The sequence below is a fragment of the Sphingomonas sp. PR090111-T3T-6A genome (genome assembly GCF_000383095.1).
Lineage (GTDB): Bacteria > Pseudomonadota > Alphaproteobacteria > Sphingomonadales > Sphingomonadaceae > Solisphingomonas.
Genome location: NZ_AORL01000010.1, coordinates 477,818 through 493,564 on the forward strand (window position 1 = coordinate 477,818; position 15,747 = coordinate 493,564).

The window sequence follows — 15,747 nt, forward strand, 5'->3', positions numbered from 1 at the left end:
ACGGACGAAGCGATGCAGGCGCCGTGCCAGACCCCGCAAAGCCAGCTCCACGGCGGGACAGGATGGTTAAGCTCCTTCCTTCTCCGCATCCGGGTGTCAAAGATTTCGACAGTTGAGGCCGCCGGAGGGGTGATGTCGTGACAGAGTCCGCTCATCCGTCGCCGCTCGTGGTCGAGGCTGTCCATCCGCTGGTCCGGCGGGTGCTGGCGCATAATCCCTCGCCCTTCACCTATACCGGCACGCAGACGCATATCGTCGGCCATGGCGAAGTCGCCGTGATCGATCCCGGTCCCGACCTGCCCGAGCATGTGGACGCGATCCTCGCGGCGACCGCCGGTGAGCGCATCGTCGCCATCCTCTGCACCCACACCCATCGCGACCACAGCCCCGCCGCGCGCCCGCTCGCGGAGGCGACCGGCGCGCCCGTCATGGGCTGCGCGCCGATCATGGCACGCGACGGCTCCGGCCTCGAAGCAGGCTTCGACCATAGCTATGCGCCCGATCGCGTGATGGTGGAGGGGGATGTCGTGTCCGGCCCCGGCTGGACGCTGGAGGCGATCGCGACGCCGGGGCATACCTCCAACCATCTCTGCTTCGCGCTACCGCAAGCGCGGGCGCTGTTCAGCGGCGATCATGTCATGGGCTGGTCGACCAGCGTGGTGATCCCGCCCGACGGCCAGATGGGCGCCTATGTCGCCAGCCTCGACAAGCTGATGGGCCGCGAGGACGAGATTTATTTCCCCGCCCATGGCGACCCGGTGACGCGCCCGCAACGGCTGGTCCGCTCGATGCTGGGCCACCGCAAGCAGCGCGAGGGGCAGATATTGCGCCTGCTGGGCGAGAAGGCGCAGTCGGTCGATGAGATGGTGGCGACCATGTATGTCGGCCTCGATCCGCGCCTGACCAAGGCGGCGGGACTGAGCGTGCTCGCCCATCTGATCGATCTCGACGCGCGGGGGCAGGTGTCGGTGGCCGACGATATCTGGATGCTCGCCGCCTGATGCGTCCGTTGCTCAAGGGTCTGCTGGGCGTCCTTCTTGCGTTCGCGCTGATCGCGGGCGGGCTGGCGCTGTTCGGGGCGCGGCTCGCGCATCGCGTCTGGTCGCCCGATCCCGAGACGATCGCGTCCGCCAGCCTCGAAGGCTTGAAGGCCGAGAACCGGCTGACCGCGCTCGTCGCCAATTATGTGGCGGTGGTGACGTCGACCCAGCAGCGCTTCGGGCTTTCGGCGCAACGCACGCTCATCATGCCAGGGCGAGTGCGCTACGAGGTCGATTTCGGGCGGCTGAAGACGGGCGATCTCGTCTGGCACAAGGATGCCCACACTCTCGACGTCGTGCTGCCCCCGCTGATGCTGGAGGGGCCGGACGTCGATCCGGCGCGGATGCGCGCCTATGACGGCGGCGGCCTGCTGCTCCACTTCACCGATAGCGGAGAAGCTCTGGACGGCGCCAACCGCAAGGCCGCGCAAGCCGAGCTGCTGCGTCAGGCGCGCGAGCCGGTGCCCATGAACATCGCCCGCGATGCCGCCCGCCGCGCGGTGGAGCAGAGCTTCGCGCTGCCGCTCAAGGCCGCGGGGCTCGATCCCCACGTCCGCGTCCGCTTCGCCGACGAACCGGATTTCCCGAAGCCGTCATCCTTCGTGCCCATGGATCATTCGCGATCCGTTGCCGAGGTGCTGGGCCTTTCCCGCTGACAAGCCGCACGCACGCGCCTATCTGGGCACCGCATAAGGAGTGCCGTTGCCATGAATGCCCCCGTCCAGAGCCTCAAGGGCCTCGATCTGAAGGCTGAGATCAACCGGCTGCGCAAGGAGCGCAACGCCGTCATCCTCGGCCATTATTACCAGACGCCCGACATCCAGGACATCGCCGACTTCGTGGGCGACAGCCTCGATCTCTCGGCCAAGGCGGCGGCGACCGATGCGGACGTGATCGCCTTCTGCGGCGTGCGCTTCATGGCGGAGGTGGCGAAGATCCTCTCGCCCCAGAAGACCGTGATCCTGCCCGACATGGCGGCCGGCTGCTCGCTGGAGGATAGCTGCCCGCCGGAGGAGTTCGCGAAGTTCCGCGCGGCGCATCCGGATCACATCGCCATCACCTACATCAACTGCTCGGCGGCGGTGAAGGCGCACTCGGACATCATCGTCACCTCGTCCTCGGCCGAGAAGATCCTCGCCCAACTGCCGATGGACCAGAAGATCATCTTCGCGCCGGACAAGAACCTCGGCGCTTACTTCAACCGCAAGACCGGCCGCGACATGCTGCTGTGGCCGGGCGCCTGCATCGTCCACGAGGCCTTCTCGGAGACGGAGCTTCTGAAGCTCAAGGCGCAATATCCGGACGCGCCGATCGCCGCGCACCCGGAATGCCCGGCCTTTATCCTCGATCATGCCGACGAAGTGGGCTCGACCCGCGCGATCCTGGAGTTCGCGCTGAAGTCCCCGGCGGAGACGATCATCGTCGCGACCGAGCCGCACATCATCCACCAGATGCAGAAGGCGGCCCCGCACAAGCTGTTCATCGGCGCGCCGGGCGCGGACGGGAACTGCAACTGCAACATGTGCCCCTACATGGCGCTCAACACGATGGAGAAGCTCTACCTCGCGCTCCGCGACATGGAGCCGCGCATCGAGATCGACGAGGAGACCCGCATCGCCGCCAAGCGTCCGCTCGACCGGATGCTGGAGATGGCGGGCGCGACCGTCGGCAAGGGCGACATGGGGCCGCGCGGCTGATGGCCTTCTCGCTCGACGGCTTCGATCTCGACGCCTTCCTCCGCTCGACGCTGGCCGAGGATCTCGGTGAGGCGGGCGACATCACGTCCGCCGCCGTCATCCCGGTTGGGGCGCGCTTCCACGGTGCGCTGGTGAGCCGGGACGACGTGACGGTGGCGGGCCTGCCGATCGCGGCGGCCTTCTTCCGCCATCTCGATCCCGACGTGTCCATCGAGATGCTGGTCGAGGACGGCGCGCGGGTGGCGAAGGGCACGACGCTGATGCGCATGGAGGGCAAGGCGCGCGCGATGCTCACCGCCGAGCGCTCCGCGCTCAACACGGTCCAGCACCTGACCGGCATCGCCACGCTGACGCGCGCCTATGTCGATGCGATCGCGGGCACCGGCGCGACGTTGCTCGATACGCGCAAGACCATTCCCGGCCTGCGCCGTCTGGAGAAATACGCCACCCGCATGGGCGGCGCGACCAATCACCGCATGGGCCTGTGGGATGCGGCGATGATCAAGGACAATCATGTCGCGGTGGCGGGCGGCGTCGGCGAGGCCGCGAGGCGCGCGCGGGAGGCGGGCATCGCCAGCATCATCGTCGAGGTCGACCGCGTCGACCAGATCGAGGACGCGCTGGCGGCTGGCGCCACCCATCTGCTGCTCGACAATATGCGGCCCTCGATCCTGCGCGGCGCCGTGACGCTGGTCGGCGGGCGCGTGCCGACCGAGGCGTCCGGCGGCGTCCATCTGGAGACGATCCGCGAGATTGCGCAGACGGGCGTGACCTATATCTCGGTCGGCCGGCTCACCCAGTCCGCTCCGGCGGCGGACATCGGGCTGGACCTCGCCATCGCCTGAGGCTGGGGGCGATCCCCGTTGCATGGCCGAAACGGGCCGCTAAGCTCGCTCCCCAACAGGGGAGGGCGTATGCGTCCGCAGTCGATCGTGCAGTTCGAGCGTCTCTATATTCTCGGCATCGTGCTCAGCCTCGCGGCATCCGTCTGGACCTTCGGGCACGGCGCGGACCTGCTGCCGGCCGGCGCGCCGCCTCAGGCCGTGGCCATGCTGCCGTGGGTGGCGGGCTTCGGCATCGTCATCGGGCTGGCGATCAACCTCTGCCTGCTCTTCTTCATCGCGCACAAGGGCAGCGAGGTGGCGAAGTGGATTTTCGTGATCCTTTTCGTGCTGGGCGTCGCGGGATTGCTGCGGGGGATCGGCCACTCGGTGGTTGTGCTGCCGCTCGGGCCGCGATTGCTCTCCTTGTGCCATGTCATCATTCAGGGCGTCTGCGTGTGGTTGATGTTCCGGCCGGATGCCCGGCTCTGGTTCCGGCGCTGAGGCTCCATCGGAAGGACTGATCGATGCGTTTCCTGTTGCTTGGCGCGGTGCTCGCCGCCGCTCCCCTGTCGGCGGCCGAACTCCCGCGCCCCCATGCCGAGTTGCCCACGGCGGACCAGCCCGTCCGCAACGTGCCGACCACCGGCTATACGCTGTCGCTGATCTGGCAGCCCGAGCATTGCTATGCGAAGCGCGGCCAGCGCGGGCCGGCGAACGAGTGCGCGGACCCGAAGGTGCGGCGCGGCTTCACGCTCCACGGCCTCTGGCCGGACGGGGACGGCCCCAATCGCTGGCCGGAATATTGCCGCCCGGTGGAGATCCTCACCGATGCGCAGATCCGCGCCGGCATCGCCGCCACGCCGTCGCCGCAGCTCCTCCAGCATGAGTGGGCGAAGCATGGGAGCTGCATGACAGACGATCCCGTCCGCTATTTCGGCGAGGAGGGGCGCATCTATCGCGCGATCCGCTTGCCCGACATGCAGACGCTGGCGCATCGGCGCGGGCTGACGGCGGGCGATTTCCAGGCGGCCTTCGCGGCGGCCAATCCGGGCATGAAGCCCGATATGATGCGCCTCAACGTCAACAGGCGCGGCTGGCTGGAGGAGGTGTGGCTCTGCCTCGGCCTCGACAAGCGCCCGCGGAGCTGCCCGGCGGGTCAGGGCGGGGCGGCGCCGGCCGATCCGGTCAAGGTCCAGGCGCCCGCCTGATCCGCTTCGCGTCGCCCTCGATCGTCGCCAGCTCCGGGTGGTGGCGATCGAGGTGGCGCTTGATCATCTTCAGGTTCATCGTGTTGGACCGGAAGAAGAAATCCGGGATCGCTCCGATCCACGGAATGGCGCCGAGCAGCAGGTCGATGCCGACATTGCCCGCCATCCGCGCCATCTGCCATTTCGACATGCCGAGGTTGCGCGCCTCCCACACGATCCACCCGCCGAGCGTGGCCGCGGTGATCGGGCCGATGCCGGGCACCACGTCGAGGATCACGTCCAGCCCCATCGGCCGGTTCAGCACCGGCACCACGAACAGCCCCTCCAGCAGGCGCTCGGCATGTTCGATCCGGCGGCGGACGGAGGCCGGATCGCGGCCGAGGCCGGGCACGCGGTCGGTCATGCGGTCGAAATGGTCGCCGATCGGCATCGGGCTGTTCTCCTCTCGAAGGGGTCAGCGCTTGGGAGGGGAGCGAAGTTCATTCAGCGGATGAAAGGCGCGCGGTGAATCGTGGTAGAGATCGAGCCGCTGCGCCACCAGCGACCAGCGGATCGGCGGGCCGAAGGCGATGAACGGCACGGTCTGCGTGATGAGCGCATCGGCCTGCGTCAGCAGCACGGAGCGCTCGTCGAGCGTCGGGGCGGAGCGGGCGGCCAGCAGCACCTTCTCCGACACCGGCGTGCACGGCACCTGCCGCTCGCACGCGAAGGAACGCAGATAGAAGCTGGCGATGTCGGCGGGCGCGACCTCGTCGACGAGGCGCAGGTCCGCGGGTTCCTCCGGCCCGACGCGGATCGCCTGCACGCCGATCGCCCGCCAGTCCGCCGCGATCGAGGCGAACAGCATCCGCCCGCCGGGGCCGGCCGGCAGCGCGACCCGGAGCGGGGCCAGCTTGCCGCCGCCGGCCTGCCAGTTGGTGATGATCCGGGCCGCATCGGCGCGCCGATCCGCGAGGGGACGGGACGCCCAGGGGGGCATGACCGGCCCGGCGATCTCGGGCGTTCCGGGCGCGACGATGGCGGGGGACGGGTTCCATCCCGGCGCACCCATCAGGCGCGCGATGCGATCGCGGTCCACCACCATCGCCAGCGCCCGCCGATTGTCGCTGTCGACGATCAGGTCGCTGCCATTGTCGCTGAAGGCCAGCCCGAACAGCCCCTTCACCGGATCGAAGTGCAGCGTGTCGCGCGGCAGCGACGTCACATGCGCCAGCGGCAGGTCGTCGAACGTCCCGCCCAGCATCAGGTCCGACTGCCCCGCCGCGAAGCGCGCCACCGCCGTTGCCGCCCGCTCGCCGCGCAGATGGACGACGGGCGCGCGGCGCAGATGCCCGGCCTCCGGGGCGGCATCGGGATCGGGCAGGGGGGCGAGCACGGCCACGCCGTCGCGCAGGCTGGCGAGCGCGAAGGGGCCGCGATGCTGGCCGCCCATCGCCAGCCCCGGTTGCGCGAAGATCTGGAGCAGATTGGGGCGCGGCGCCTTCAGCTCGACGTCGATCACCTGCGGCGTCACCGCATCCACCTCGTCGATCGCGCCGAGCATGGGCTTCAGCGGATTGCGGCTGCCGGGCGCGATGGCGGCGCGGATGCGGCGGGCGACATCGGCGGCGTCGATCGGGTGCGTGCCGGGGGCGGGCAGATCGGGCAGGCGGAAGATGAGGCTGCGGCCATTGTCCGTGACGATCCAGCGGGCCGCCACGCCCGGCACGATCTGGCCGCTCGCGTCGAAGCGGACGAGGCCCTGGCCGGTCGCCTCGATCAGCGTGGCAGCGGGCGCCTCGACCGGGCCGCGATCGAATCCGGGACGCGCTGAACCGAGCGCAGGCCCGACGACGCTGACCTCGATGGGGCCGGCATAGCGATGACGATGGCATCCGCCGAGCAGGATAAGCGCCAGCAACGGGGCGGCGAGGAGGGTGCGTCGGGCGATCATGGCGCGATTCGCAGCGTACGGCTCGGGTGGATGGCTGCAAGATTGTCGTGCCATCCGATCACGCGGGGCGAGACGAGGTTGCGGCTGACATAGAAGTAGATGGGCAGCATTGGCGCGTCGCTGGCGGCGATGGCTTCGGCGCGGCGCATGGCCTGCGCGCGGGCTCTCGGCTCGGCGAGGGTGTTGGCGGCGTCGAGCGCGGCGTCGAACGAGCGGCTGGCATAGCCCGCATAGTTGATCGCGCCCGCGTCCGAGCGCCAGACGTCGAGGAAATTCTCGGGCGCGGAGAGGTCGCCGATCCAGCCCGAGCGGGCGAGCTGGAAATCGCCCCGGCGCAGGCTGGCGAAATGGAGCGACGCCTCGCTGTTGAACAGCCGGGCCTCGATGCCGAGCGGCTTCCACATCGCGGCGAGCGCGATGGCGATGCGGCGGTGATCGATGTCGCTGTTGAAGCGGATGTCGAAGACGAGCGGATGCTTCGGGCCATAGCCGGCCTCGCTCAGCAGAAGCCGCGCCGCCACCATCCGCCGCGCAGGCGTCCAGTCCGCCCAGACGGGCCTGTAGGCGGCGAGGCCGCCGATGCCGGGCGGCACCACGCCCCATGCGGGCGGCGTCCCCACGCCGAGCAGCGGGCCGGCGATCCAGCGTCGGTCGGTTGCGAGATTGAGGGCGACGCGGATGCGCTTGTCGTCGAAGGGCGGCTTGCGGATGTTGAAGACGAGATAATAGGCCCCGCGATAGGGCGCGACATGCAGCAGCTTCGGCGCATGGGCGCGCAGCCAGCCGAGGCGGCTCGCGGGGAAATCGCTGGTGGTGTCGGCTGCGCCCGAGAGCAGGGTCCGCATCGCGGTCAGCGGATCGGTGGTGGGGCGCCATTCGACGCGGGCGACCGGCGGGGCGCCGTCATGCCAGCGCGGGTTGGCGCCCAGCAGGATATGGTCGCCCAGCGTCCAGTCGAGCAGGCGATAGGGGCCGGAGGTGACGAGCGGCCGCTCGCTCGCCCAATGCGCGCGATGGAGCGGCAGCGCCGCCATCCCCGGCTGGGCGAGCAACTCGGGCAGCGCCGGATAGGGATGGCGCAGGCGGACGGCCACCTCGTTCGGGGCGGGCGCGTCGATGGCGGCGATCGCCTCGAACAGGGGCTTCACCGGCGAGGCGGTGGCCGGCGCGCGGAGCCGGGCCAGCAGCTTCGGGAAGAGGGCGGCGCTGATCGGTGCCCCGTCCGAGAAGCGCAGGCCGTCGCGCAGGTGGAAGCGCCATGTCAGCCCATCCGCCGAGACGCTCCAGCCGCTGGCGAGGCCAGGCTCGGGCTGGCCATCGGCATTGTAGCGGGTCAGCCCCTCATACTGATCCTCCGCGACGCGGATCGAGGCGAGGTCCGACACGGCCTGCGGGTCGAGGCCCTTGGGCTCGTCGTCGGCAAGGCGGACGAGCGTGTCGGCGGGCGGCCGCTCGCCGCTGGTCCGTGCGCAGCCGGGCGACAGCAGCAGCGAGGCGAGGAGGAGAGGCAGGACGCGGGACACGGGAAGGGCGTGCCACGGTCGCGCGCCGGGGGAAAGGCCGGGGATTGACCAATGCTTTACCGACATCCTCTAAATCCGCTGCGTCACGTTCCGGGGGAAGACGGGTCTATGGAAGCGGAAATCCAGTTGGGTGGGGCCACCGATCATCGCCGCGATCCGCGACGCTCGGCTCGTCGAAGCGGCGAGGTCGATGCGGCGGGCGAGAAGAATCTCCCGGCCACCGTCACCAATCTCTCGCCTTCGGGCTGCCGAATCCTGATCGACCGGCCGCTGGCGGCGGACAGCGTGATCTGGCTCAAAATCGGCGGCCACGGTCCCTTCATGGCGCGGGTCGTCTGGCATGACGGCGAAGCGGCGGGCTGCGAGTTCGCGGGCAAGCTGCATCCCGATCTGGTCGCGCAACTCAGCGAGGTTTGAGCGCCCCGGCGCGTCTTCCGAAACGATTGTCACAGCTTTGCGCTTGAAGCCGGCCCGGCTTCGGCCTCATGGATGGGCAAAGGGCCGCTTCCGGGCGAGCCGATGACCCGCAGGAGGGGAGAGCAGGCCCGATGTCGGAATGGCGTGCATTTCTGGGCGAACTGATCTCCGAAGCCGTTGCGATCCTCATCATCATCAGCTTCGGCTGCTCGGTGGCCGGCATGTACATCCTGTACGATCCGAGCCCCTACAAGATGGCCTATTGGGGCGTCTGCATCACCTGGGGCATGGCCGTCTCGATCGCGATCTACGTGACGGGCGCGGTGTCGGGGACGCACGCCAACCCGGCCGTCACGCTGGCGCTCGCCGTCTATCGCGGCTTCCCGTGGCGCAAGGTGGTGCCTTACTGGCTGGCGCAGATCGTCGGCGCGTTCCTCGGCGCGGTGATCGTCTATGCGCTCTACGGATCGGTGATCGACCATTTCAACGCGACGCAGGGGCTCACGCGGGCCGGTGGCGGCGCGGCGGGCGTGTTCTTCACGGCGCCGGGCGTCGCCGTGACGCCGATCAAGGCCTTCTGGGACGAGATCATCCTCACCGGCTTCCTGATGTTCGGCATCTTCGCGGTGACGGACGAGTATAACACCATGGCCCCGCAGGCGAATTTCGGCGCGATCGTGATCGGGCTGATCGTCGCTGTGATCGGCGCGTCGGCGGGTTATCTGGAGGCCTGGGCGCTCAATCCGGCGCGCGATTTCGGGCCGCGCCTGTTTGCGTGGCTCGCCGGCTGGGACTCTTCCGCCTTCCCCGGCAAGGACGGCTATTGGTGGGTGCCGATCGTGGCGCCGCTGATCGGCGGCGTGGTGGGCGGCGGCGCGCATCATCTGCTCATCCGGCCCTTCCTGCCCCGCACCCTGAAGACCCCCGTGGAGCCCGCTGCATGACCGATACGATCATCCTCAGCATCGATCAGGGGACGACCTCCACGCGCAGCATGGCGTTCGGCGCGGACGGCCTGCCGCGCAGGACGGCGCGCCGCGAGTTCCGGCAATATTATCCCGCTCCCGGCTGGGTGGAGCATGATCCCGAGGATATCTGGCGCGACACAGCCGACACGCTGAAGGACGCGGCGGACTGCGGCGGCGAGGCCGCGGCGATCGGCATCACCAACCAGCGCGAGACCGTGGTGCTGTGGGATCGCAAGACCGGCGAGGCCGTCCACAAGGCGATCGTCTGGCAGGACCGGCGCACGGCGAAGCTCTGCGCGCAGTTGAAGGCGGACGGCTGCGAGCCGATGGTGCGGGCCAAGACCGGGCTGCTGCTCGATCCCTATTTCTCGGGCACCAAGCTCGCCTGGATGCTCGACCATGTGGAGGGCGCCCGTGCCCGCGCCGAGAAGGGCGAGCTGGCGTTTGGCACCATCGACAGCTTCCTGCTGTGGCGGCTGACCGGCGGCAAGGTCCATGCGACGGACGCCAGCAACGCCTCGCGGACCTTGCTCTACGACATCCACCGTAACCAGTGGGACGACGAACTGCTGCGGATGCTGAACATCCCCGTCGCGCTGCTGCCCGAGGTGAAGGACAACAGCACCATCTTCGGCGAGACCGAGAAGGGCCTGCTCGGACGCTCCGTGCCCATCGGCGGCATGGCGGGGGACCAGCAGGCGGCGGTCGTCGGCCAAGCCTGCTTCCGGCCGGGGGATGCCAAGTCCACCTACGGCACCGGCTGCTTCCTGCTGCTCAACACGGGCGAGGAGGCCGTCACCTCGAAGAACGGGATGCTGACCACCATCGCCTATCGGCTGGGCGGGCGGACGACCTATGCGCTGGAGGGCTCGATCTTCGTCGCGGGGGCGGCGGTGAAGTGGCTGCGCGACGGGCTCGGCCTCATCAACCGCGCGTCGGACACCAACGACCTCGCCACCAGGCTCGACGGCAATAACGGGGTCTACATGGTGCCCGCCTTCGTCGGCCTCGGTGCGCCGCACTGGGACCCGGACGCGCGTGGCACGATCACCGGCCTCACCCTCGACGCGACCGGCGCGCATCTCGCCCGCGCCGCGCTGGAGTCGGTGGCCTACCAGACCTCCGATCTGGTCGACGCGATGGTGAGCGACGGCGCCGCCAGCGCGCGCACCATCCGCGTGGACGGCGGCATGGCGGCGAACGACTGGTTCTGCCAGTTCCTCGCCGACATGCTGGACGCCGATGTCGAACGCCCCGCCAACATCGAGACGACGGCGGCGGGCGCGGCCTTCCTCGCCGGCCTTGCGGTCGGTGTGTGGAAGGGGCCTGAGGATGTCGCCGCCGCGTGGCAGCGCGACCGTCTGTTCAAGCCGCGGATGGGCGCGGGCGAACGCGAGGGCCTGAAAGCCGGCTGGGCCGATGCGCTGGCGCGCAGCCGATCCCATATCGCGAAGGACTGACCGACGAAGGAGTGCCGCGCATGAGCCCCAGCGAAGTCGACCTGCTCATTATCGGTGGTGGCGTGAACGGCGCCGGCATCGCGCGCGACGCCGTGGGGCGGGGGCTCAGCGTCCTCCTCGTCGAGCGGGACGATCTCGCGGCGCACACCTCTTCGTCCAGCACCAAGCTGATCCATGGCGGCCTGCGCTATCTCGAATATTACGAGTTCCGCCTCGTCCGCGAGGCGCTGGCGGAGCGCGAGGTGCTGCTGGGGCTGGCGCCGCATCTCATCAAGCCGATGCGCTTCGTCATGCCGCTGGCGGAGGACATGCGCCCGGCGTGGATGATCCGCACCGGCCTCTTCCTCTACGACCATATCGGCGGCCGCACGCGCCTGCCCAAGTCCGAGGGCGTGAGCCTCGAAGGCACGCATTGGGGCGCGGGGCTGGCGGGCGTGGAGAAGGGCTTCGTCTATTCGGACGCATGGGTGGACGATGCCCGCCTCGTGGCGCTGAACGTGGTGGCCGCCGCCGAGCGCGGGGCGACCATCCGCACCCGCACGGGCTTCGCCGGCGCGCGCCGCGAGGGCGACCGCTGGATCGCCACGCTCGACGACAATACGACCGTCGCCGCCCGCGCGATCGTCAATACGGCGGGGCCGTGGGTGGGGCAGGTGCTGCACGAGCTGGCCGGCGCCCATGCCGAGCGTCCGCCCCGGCTGGTGAAGGGCAGCCATATCCTCGTCCGCAGGCTCTACGAGGGCGAGCACGCCTATATCTTCCAGAACGACGACAAGCGGATCGTCTTCGCCATCCCCTATGAGCGCGACTTCACGCTGATCGGCACCACCGACAAGCCCTATGAGGGCGATCCTTCCGCGCCCACGATCGATCCGGACGAGATCGACTATCTCTGCCGCGCCGTGAACCGCTATTTCGCAAAGCCGATCGGGCCGGGCGACATGGTGGGCAGCTATTCCGGCGTCCGCCCGCTGTTCGACGACGGCGCGGAGGATGCCTCGGCCGTCACGCGCGACTATGTGCTGACGCTGGGGGTGGAGGAGGGGCCGCAGGTGCTCTCCGCCTTCGGGGGCAAGATCACCACCTATCGCCGCCTCGCCGAACATGCGCTCGACAAGCTCAAGCCCTTCCTGCCGCATATGGGGCCGGCGTGGACGGCGGACGAGCCGCTGCCGGGCGGCGACCTGCCGAACGGAGACTTCGACGCTTTCCTCGCAGGCGTGCGGCGGCGCTGGCCATTCCTCGATGCGCTGACCGCCGAGCGCATGGCCCACGCCTATGGCACGCGGATCGAGCGCGTGCTGGGCGACGCCACCGCGATCACCGATCTGGGAGGCGGGCTCTCGACGCGCGAGGTCGATTATCTCGTGGAGCGGGAATGGGCGCGCACGGCGGAAGATGTGTTGTGGCGCCGTACCAAGATCGGCCTGCATGTCGATGAAGAGACGCGCCGCCGGGTTGCGGATTATCTCTCAAGCCGGGGCTGACCGTTCCGCCGTCCATAAACAAGGCATCGGCCGAGCGCCGGCCATGTATTCACACGGATACGCAAAGCAACGTACACGACGATACGCGATACAGAACTGTTCCCGTCCGGGATGCGCCTGCGGATCGTCCGCGGCGATATCGCTCGACCAAGTCGATCGATACGAGGATGTTCTGCCAGCTTTTTCCGGGATGCAACGGGACAGGTTCAAATTGGGTTCTTTTGCGTCGTGCCGCGCCGGGGAACGCTCGCAATCCTCCCATGATGCAGGCCCAAATGCATGATTTTGCATGGAATGGGAAAATGCATCCGATTTGGTCGGAAGCAGGGCCGGGGAGGGGCTCCGGAGCGGCATTTCGGGCACCCGCGGGAGCCGGAAGGGCCACGGGCTCTGATGATGAAATTCGATGACCCTGACGTGCAATATCGATTTTACATTGCAACTGGCTGGCGCTATTGCCCCTCTCGACCCGCCGAGCTGCCCCCCTCGCTTGGCGGTATCCTGAGTTGCCCCGCCGGCCTTCCCGCTGGCGGGGCTTTTTTTGTGCGAGAATCGCCTCGGGATTGGCGCACGGCGTCGCGGGCGCAGCCAAGCCTGTGGTGCGGGCGGCGGGACTCGAACCCGCACTCCATGGGAGGGCGATTTTAAGTCGCCTGCGTCTACCGGTTTCGCCACGCCCGCACGGGCGCCACAAAGGCGTCGGGCGAGGGCCAGGTCAAGCCCTCGCCGGAAAAGGCCTCAGACGTTGAGGCGTTCCCGCATTTCCTTGCCCGGCTTGAAATAGGGCACGCGCTTGGCCGAGACGTCCACGGGCTCGCCCGTGCGCGGGTTGCGGCCGGTGCGCGCTTCGCGGGCGCGGGTGGAGAAGGCGCCGAAGCCGCGCAGCTCCACGCGGCCACCGGCCACGAGATGCGCGCTGATCGCCTCGAAGATCACCCCGACGAGCCGCTCCACATCCTTCACAGGCAGGTCCGGGTTGGCCTCGGCCACCCGTTGAACGAGTTCGGAACGGATCATCTCTTGTTACCCTGTCGACGGCCTCGGGAGCCGCCTGACGTCCAATTCCATAAAACTGGATCAATGTCACGCCCGTGCAGCATGTGAGATGCCCGGCTTTTTTCCGTGTAATCACAATGCGCACGCCGCGATTCCGGCGGAGGCCGCCGAAGCGATGCGCCGGGCACAAAAAAATCCCCTCCGGCCGGGGGCGGGAGGGGATTTCTTTTCGTTGGCGAAACCATCGCCGGCGTTGCGGCACCACCCCGAAAGGGCGGCGCCGGCAAGCCTTACTGGTTCTCCTGACGGGCCTTGAAGGCCTCGCCGAGGATGTCGCCGAGCGACGCGCCCGAGTCGGACGAACCGTACTGCGCAACGGCCTGCTTCTCTTCGGCGAGCTGAAGCGCCTTGATCGAGAAGGTCGGCTTCTTCGAACGGTCGAAGCCGGTCACCATCGCGTCGAACTTCTGGCCGACCTGGAAGCGCTCAGCGCGCTGCTCGTCGCGGTCGCGGCCGAGATCGCCACGACGGATGAAGCCGGTCGCGCCATCGTCGCCGATCTGCACGTCGAGGCCCGCATCGCCCACCGAGAGAACGGTGACGGTGACGGTCTGGCCCTTGTTGACGCCCGAGGTGTTGGCGCCGCCGGTCGAAGCACCCGTCGCGCCGGCAACGCCGCCACGCTCAAGCTGCTTGATGCCGAGCGAGATACGCTCCTTCTCGGCGTCCACGTCGAGCACGACCGCCTGCACGGTCTCGCCCTTGTGGTGCATCGCGAGGGCTTCCTCGCCGGTCACGCCCCAGGCGATGTCCGACATGTGGACCATGCCGTCCACGTCGCCGTCCAGGCCGATGAACAGGCCGAACTCGGTCGCGTTCTTGACTTCGCCCTCGACGGTCGAGCCGATCGGGTGCTTGTCGGCGAACGCTTCCCACGGGTTCTGCTGGGCCTGCTTGAGGCCGAGCGAGATGCGGCGCTTGTCCTCGTCCACCTCGAGGATGACCACGTCGACTTCCTGCGAGGTCGACACGATCTTGCCCGGGTGCACGTTCTTCTTGGTCCAGCTCATCTCCGAGACGTGGACCAGGCCTTCGATGCCGGCTTCGAGCTCAACGAACGCACCATATTCGGTGATGTTCGTCACGCGGCCCGAGAACTTGCCACCGACCGGATACTTGGCGGCGGCGCCTTCCCACGGATCGCTCTCGAGCTGCTTCATGCCGAGGCTGATGCGCTGCGTCTCGCGGTTGATGCGGATGATCTGCACCTTGACGGTGTCACCGATGTTGATGACTTCCGACGGGTGGTTGACGCGCTTGTAGCTCATGTCGGTGACATGGAGCAGGCCGTCGATGCCGCCGAGGTCGACGAACGCACCGTAATCGGTGATGTTCTTCACGACGCCGTCGATCACCTGACCTTCGGCCAGCGACTGGATCAGGCCGGTGCGCTGCTCGGCGCGGGTCTCTTCGAGGACGGCGCGGCGCGACACGACGATGTTGCCACGGCGACGGTCCATCTTGAGGATCTGGAACGGCTGCGGGATGTCCATCAGCGGGGTGACGTCGCGGACCGGACGGATGTCCACCTGCGAGCCGGGCAGGAACGCCACGGCGCCGTTGAGGTCGACGGTGAAGCCGCCCTTGACGCGGCCGAAGATCACGCCCTCGACGCGCGCGGTCTTGGCGAACTCGCCCTCGAGCTTGTCCCACGCGGCTTCGCGGCGGGCGCGGTCGCGGCTGAGCATCGCTTCGCCGTGCATGTTCTCGACGCGGTCGACGTAAACCTCGACTTCGTCGCCGACGTTCAGCTCGGCCTTCTGGCCCGGCGCGGGCGCGAACTCGCGCAGCGGCACGCGGCCTTCGGACTTGAGGCCCACGTCGATGACGACGAGGTCGTTCTCGATGGCGGTGACGGTGCCCTTGACGACGCGGCCTTCGAAGCCGTCAGCGTGACCGAGGGTCTGGTCGAGCAGAGCCGCGAAATCGTCGCGGGTGGGGGTGGCAGAAGTCGCCATAAAAAGGTTGCTTCCTATCAATCGTTTCCGGCCATCTGGTTGAATCCAGAGGTCTTTGGCCGAACTGCCGCGGGGGCCGAACACCCTTCGCGGCGTCCGCAGAACCGGGAACGCGGAGGCAGGCCTTTCCATGCGAAAAGGGCGCGTGAGGGGGAGCGATGAGCCCCCGCTGACGC

The 15,747-nt window shown here is 68.6% G+C and carries 15 protein-coding genes and 1 tRNA gene; 10 read left to right on the forward strand and 6 right to left on the reverse strand.

Annotation, left to right across the window (positions count from 1 at the left end; genetic code table 11):
• Positions 1–137 precede the first annotated feature (137 nt).
• The 6 genes from ST3T6A_RS0105050 (at position 138) to ST3T6A_RS0105075 (ending at position 4,769) form a co-directional block, all read left to right on the forward strand.
• A complete protein-coding gene (locus tag ST3T6A_RS0105050; RefSeq protein WP_019831812.1) occupies positions 138–1,001 on the forward strand; it encodes an MBL fold metallo-hydrolase in 864 nt (287 codons plus the stop codon).
• A complete protein-coding gene (locus ST3T6A_RS0105055) occupies positions 1,001–1,696 on the forward strand; it encodes a DUF4230 domain-containing protein (protein WP_019831813.1) in 696 nt (231 codons plus the stop codon). The genes ST3T6A_RS0105050 and ST3T6A_RS0105055 overlap by 1 nt, the downstream gene beginning before the upstream one ends.
• A 51-nt stretch (positions 1,697–1,747) precedes the next feature.
• A complete protein-coding gene (nadA, locus tag ST3T6A_RS0105060; RefSeq protein WP_019831814.1) occupies positions 1,748–2,737 on the forward strand; it encodes a quinolinate synthase NadA in 990 nt (329 codons plus the stop codon).
• Positions 2,737–3,582, forward strand: a complete 846-nt coding sequence (gene nadC, locus ST3T6A_RS0105065) for a carboxylating nicotinate-nucleotide diphosphorylase (protein WP_019831815.1) — start codon at positions 2,737–2,739, stop codon at positions 3,580–3,582. The genes nadA and nadC overlap by 1 nt, the downstream gene beginning before the upstream one ends.
• 69 nt (positions 3,583–3,651) lie before the next feature.
• Positions 3,652–4,062, forward strand: a complete 411-nt coding sequence (locus tag ST3T6A_RS0105070) for a hypothetical protein (protein ID WP_019831816.1) — start codon at positions 3,652–3,654, stop codon at positions 4,060–4,062.
• 23 nt (positions 4,063–4,085) lie between these two features.
• Positions 4,086–4,769 (forward strand): ribonuclease T2 family protein, encoded by a 684-nt coding sequence (locus ST3T6A_RS0105075; protein WP_019831817.1) that lies wholly within the window; start codon positions 4,086–4,088, stop codon positions 4,767–4,769.
• Here the strand turns inward: ST3T6A_RS0105075 and ST3T6A_RS0105080 are convergent.
• The 3 genes from ST3T6A_RS0105080 to ST3T6A_RS0105090 are packed head-to-tail and all read right to left on the reverse strand — an operon-like array spanning position 4,747 to position 8,225.
• Positions 4,747–5,199, reverse strand: coding sequence for a DUF4112 domain-containing protein (locus ST3T6A_RS0105080; protein WP_019831818.1), 453 nt, complete (start codon positions 5,197–5,199; stop codon positions 4,747–4,749). The two genes, ST3T6A_RS0105075 and ST3T6A_RS0105080, sit on opposite strands and share 23 nt — an antisense overlap.
• A 24-nt stretch (positions 5,200–5,223) precedes the next feature.
• Positions 5,224–6,702, reverse strand: coding sequence for an ABC transporter substrate-binding protein (locus ST3T6A_RS0105085; protein ID WP_019831819.1), 1,479 nt, complete (start codon positions 6,700–6,702; stop codon positions 5,224–5,226).
• Positions 6,699–8,225, reverse strand: a complete 1,527-nt coding sequence (locus ST3T6A_RS0105090) for a peptide ABC transporter substrate-binding protein (protein ID WP_019831820.1) — start codon at positions 8,223–8,225, stop codon at positions 6,699–6,701. The genes ST3T6A_RS0105085 and ST3T6A_RS0105090 overlap by 4 nt, the downstream gene beginning before the upstream one ends.
• Positions 8,226–8,333: 108 nt before the next feature.
• Here ST3T6A_RS0105090 and ST3T6A_RS0105095 point away from each other — a divergent pair, with 108 nt between their 5' ends.
• The 4 genes from ST3T6A_RS0105095 to glpD all read left to right on the forward strand — a co-directional run bounded on the left by ST3T6A_RS0105095 (position 8,334) and on the right by glpD (position 12,557).
• The gene (locus ST3T6A_RS0105095; RefSeq protein ID WP_019831821.1) at positions 8,334–8,642 is read left to right on the forward strand and encodes a PilZ domain-containing protein; all 309 of its coding nucleotides are present in this window, start codon (positions 8,334–8,336) and stop codon (positions 8,640–8,642) included.
• A 131-nt stretch (positions 8,643–8,773) separates the two neighbouring features.
• Complete coding sequence (locus ST3T6A_RS0105100; RefSeq protein WP_019831822.1) at positions 8,774–9,586, forward strand: MIP/aquaporin family protein; 813 nt, start codon at positions 8,774–8,776, stop codon at positions 9,584–9,586.
• On the forward strand, positions 9,583–11,070 hold the full coding sequence (gene glpK, locus ST3T6A_RS0105105; RefSeq protein ID WP_019831823.1) for a glycerol kinase GlpK: 1,488 nt from the start codon (positions 9,583–9,585) through the stop codon (positions 11,068–11,070). The genes ST3T6A_RS0105100 and glpK overlap by 4 nt, the downstream gene beginning before the upstream one ends.
• A gap of 20 nt (positions 11,071–11,090) precedes the next feature.
• Positions 11,091–12,557 (forward strand): glycerol-3-phosphate dehydrogenase, encoded by a 1,467-nt coding sequence (glpD, locus tag ST3T6A_RS0105110; RefSeq protein ID WP_019831824.1) that lies wholly within the window; start codon positions 11,091–11,093, stop codon positions 12,555–12,557.
• A gap of 597 nt (positions 12,558–13,154) precedes the next feature.
• Here the strand turns inward: glpD and ST3T6A_RS0105115 are convergent.
• The 3 genes from ST3T6A_RS0105115 to rpsA all read right to left on the reverse strand — a co-directional run bounded on the left by ST3T6A_RS0105115 (position 13,155) and on the right by rpsA (position 15,571).
• A tRNA-Leu gene (locus ST3T6A_RS0105115) sits at positions 13,155–13,238 on the reverse strand.
• Between the two features lie 57 nt (positions 13,239–13,295).
• Positions 13,296–13,574 (reverse strand): integration host factor subunit beta, encoded by a 279-nt coding sequence (locus ST3T6A_RS0105120; protein WP_019831825.1) that lies wholly within the window; start codon positions 13,572–13,574, stop codon positions 13,296–13,298.
• A 269-nt stretch (positions 13,575–13,843) separates the two neighbouring features.
• Positions 13,844–15,571, reverse strand: a complete 1,728-nt coding sequence (rpsA, locus tag ST3T6A_RS0105125; RefSeq protein WP_019831826.1) for a 30S ribosomal protein S1 — start codon at positions 15,569–15,571, stop codon at positions 13,844–13,846.
• Positions 15,572–15,747: the final 176 nt, after the last annotated feature.

What these genes read in the sequence shown, in the direction of transcription:
- ST3T6A_RS0105055 (WP_019831813.1), top strand. Translation starts at nt 1,001, where the DNA reads ATGCGTCCGTTGCTCAAGGGTCTGCTGGGCGTCCTTCTTGCGTTCGCG.
- glpD (WP_019831824.1), top strand. Translation starts at nt 11,091, where the DNA reads ATGAGCCCCAGCGAAGTCGACCTGCTCATTATCGGTGGTGGCGTGAAC.
- ST3T6A_RS0105075 (WP_019831817.1), top strand. Translation starts at nt 4,086, where the DNA reads ATGCGTTTCCTGTTGCTTGGCGCGGTGCTCGCCGCCGCTCCCCTGTCG.
- ST3T6A_RS0105085 (WP_019831819.1), bottom strand. Translation starts at nt 6,702, where the DNA reads ATGATCGCCCGACGCACCCTCCTCGCCGCCCCGTTGCTGGCGCTTATC.
- nadA (WP_019831814.1), top strand. Translation starts at nt 1,748, where the DNA reads ATGAATGCCCCCGTCCAGAGCCTCAAGGGCCTCGATCTGAAGGCTGAG.
- nadC (WP_019831815.1), top strand. Translation starts at nt 2,737, where the DNA reads ATGGCCTTCTCGCTCGACGGCTTCGATCTCGACGCCTTCCTCCGCTCG.
- glpK (WP_019831823.1), top strand. Translation starts at nt 9,583, where the DNA reads ATGACCGATACGATCATCCTCAGCATCGATCAGGGGACGACCTCCACG.
- ST3T6A_RS0105100 (WP_019831822.1), top strand. Translation starts at nt 8,774, where the DNA reads ATGTCGGAATGGCGTGCATTTCTGGGCGAACTGATCTCCGAAGCCGTT.
- ST3T6A_RS0105120 (WP_019831825.1), bottom strand. Translation starts at nt 13,574, where the DNA reads ATGATCCGTTCCGAACTCGTTCAACGGGTGGCCGAGGCCAACCCGGAC.
- ST3T6A_RS0105070 (WP_019831816.1), top strand. Translation starts at nt 3,652, where the DNA reads ATGCGTCCGCAGTCGATCGTGCAGTTCGAGCGTCTCTATATTCTCGGC.
- rpsA (WP_019831826.1), bottom strand. Translation starts at nt 15,571, where the DNA reads ATGGCGACTTCTGCCACCCCCACCCGCGACGATTTCGCGGCTCTGCTC.
- ST3T6A_RS0105080 (WP_019831818.1), bottom strand. Translation starts at nt 5,199, where the DNA reads ATGCCGATCGGCGACCATTTCGACCGCATGACCGACCGCGTGCCCGGC.
- ST3T6A_RS0105095 (WP_019831821.1), top strand. Translation starts at nt 8,334, where the DNA reads ATGGAAGCGGAAATCCAGTTGGGTGGGGCCACCGATCATCGCCGCGAT.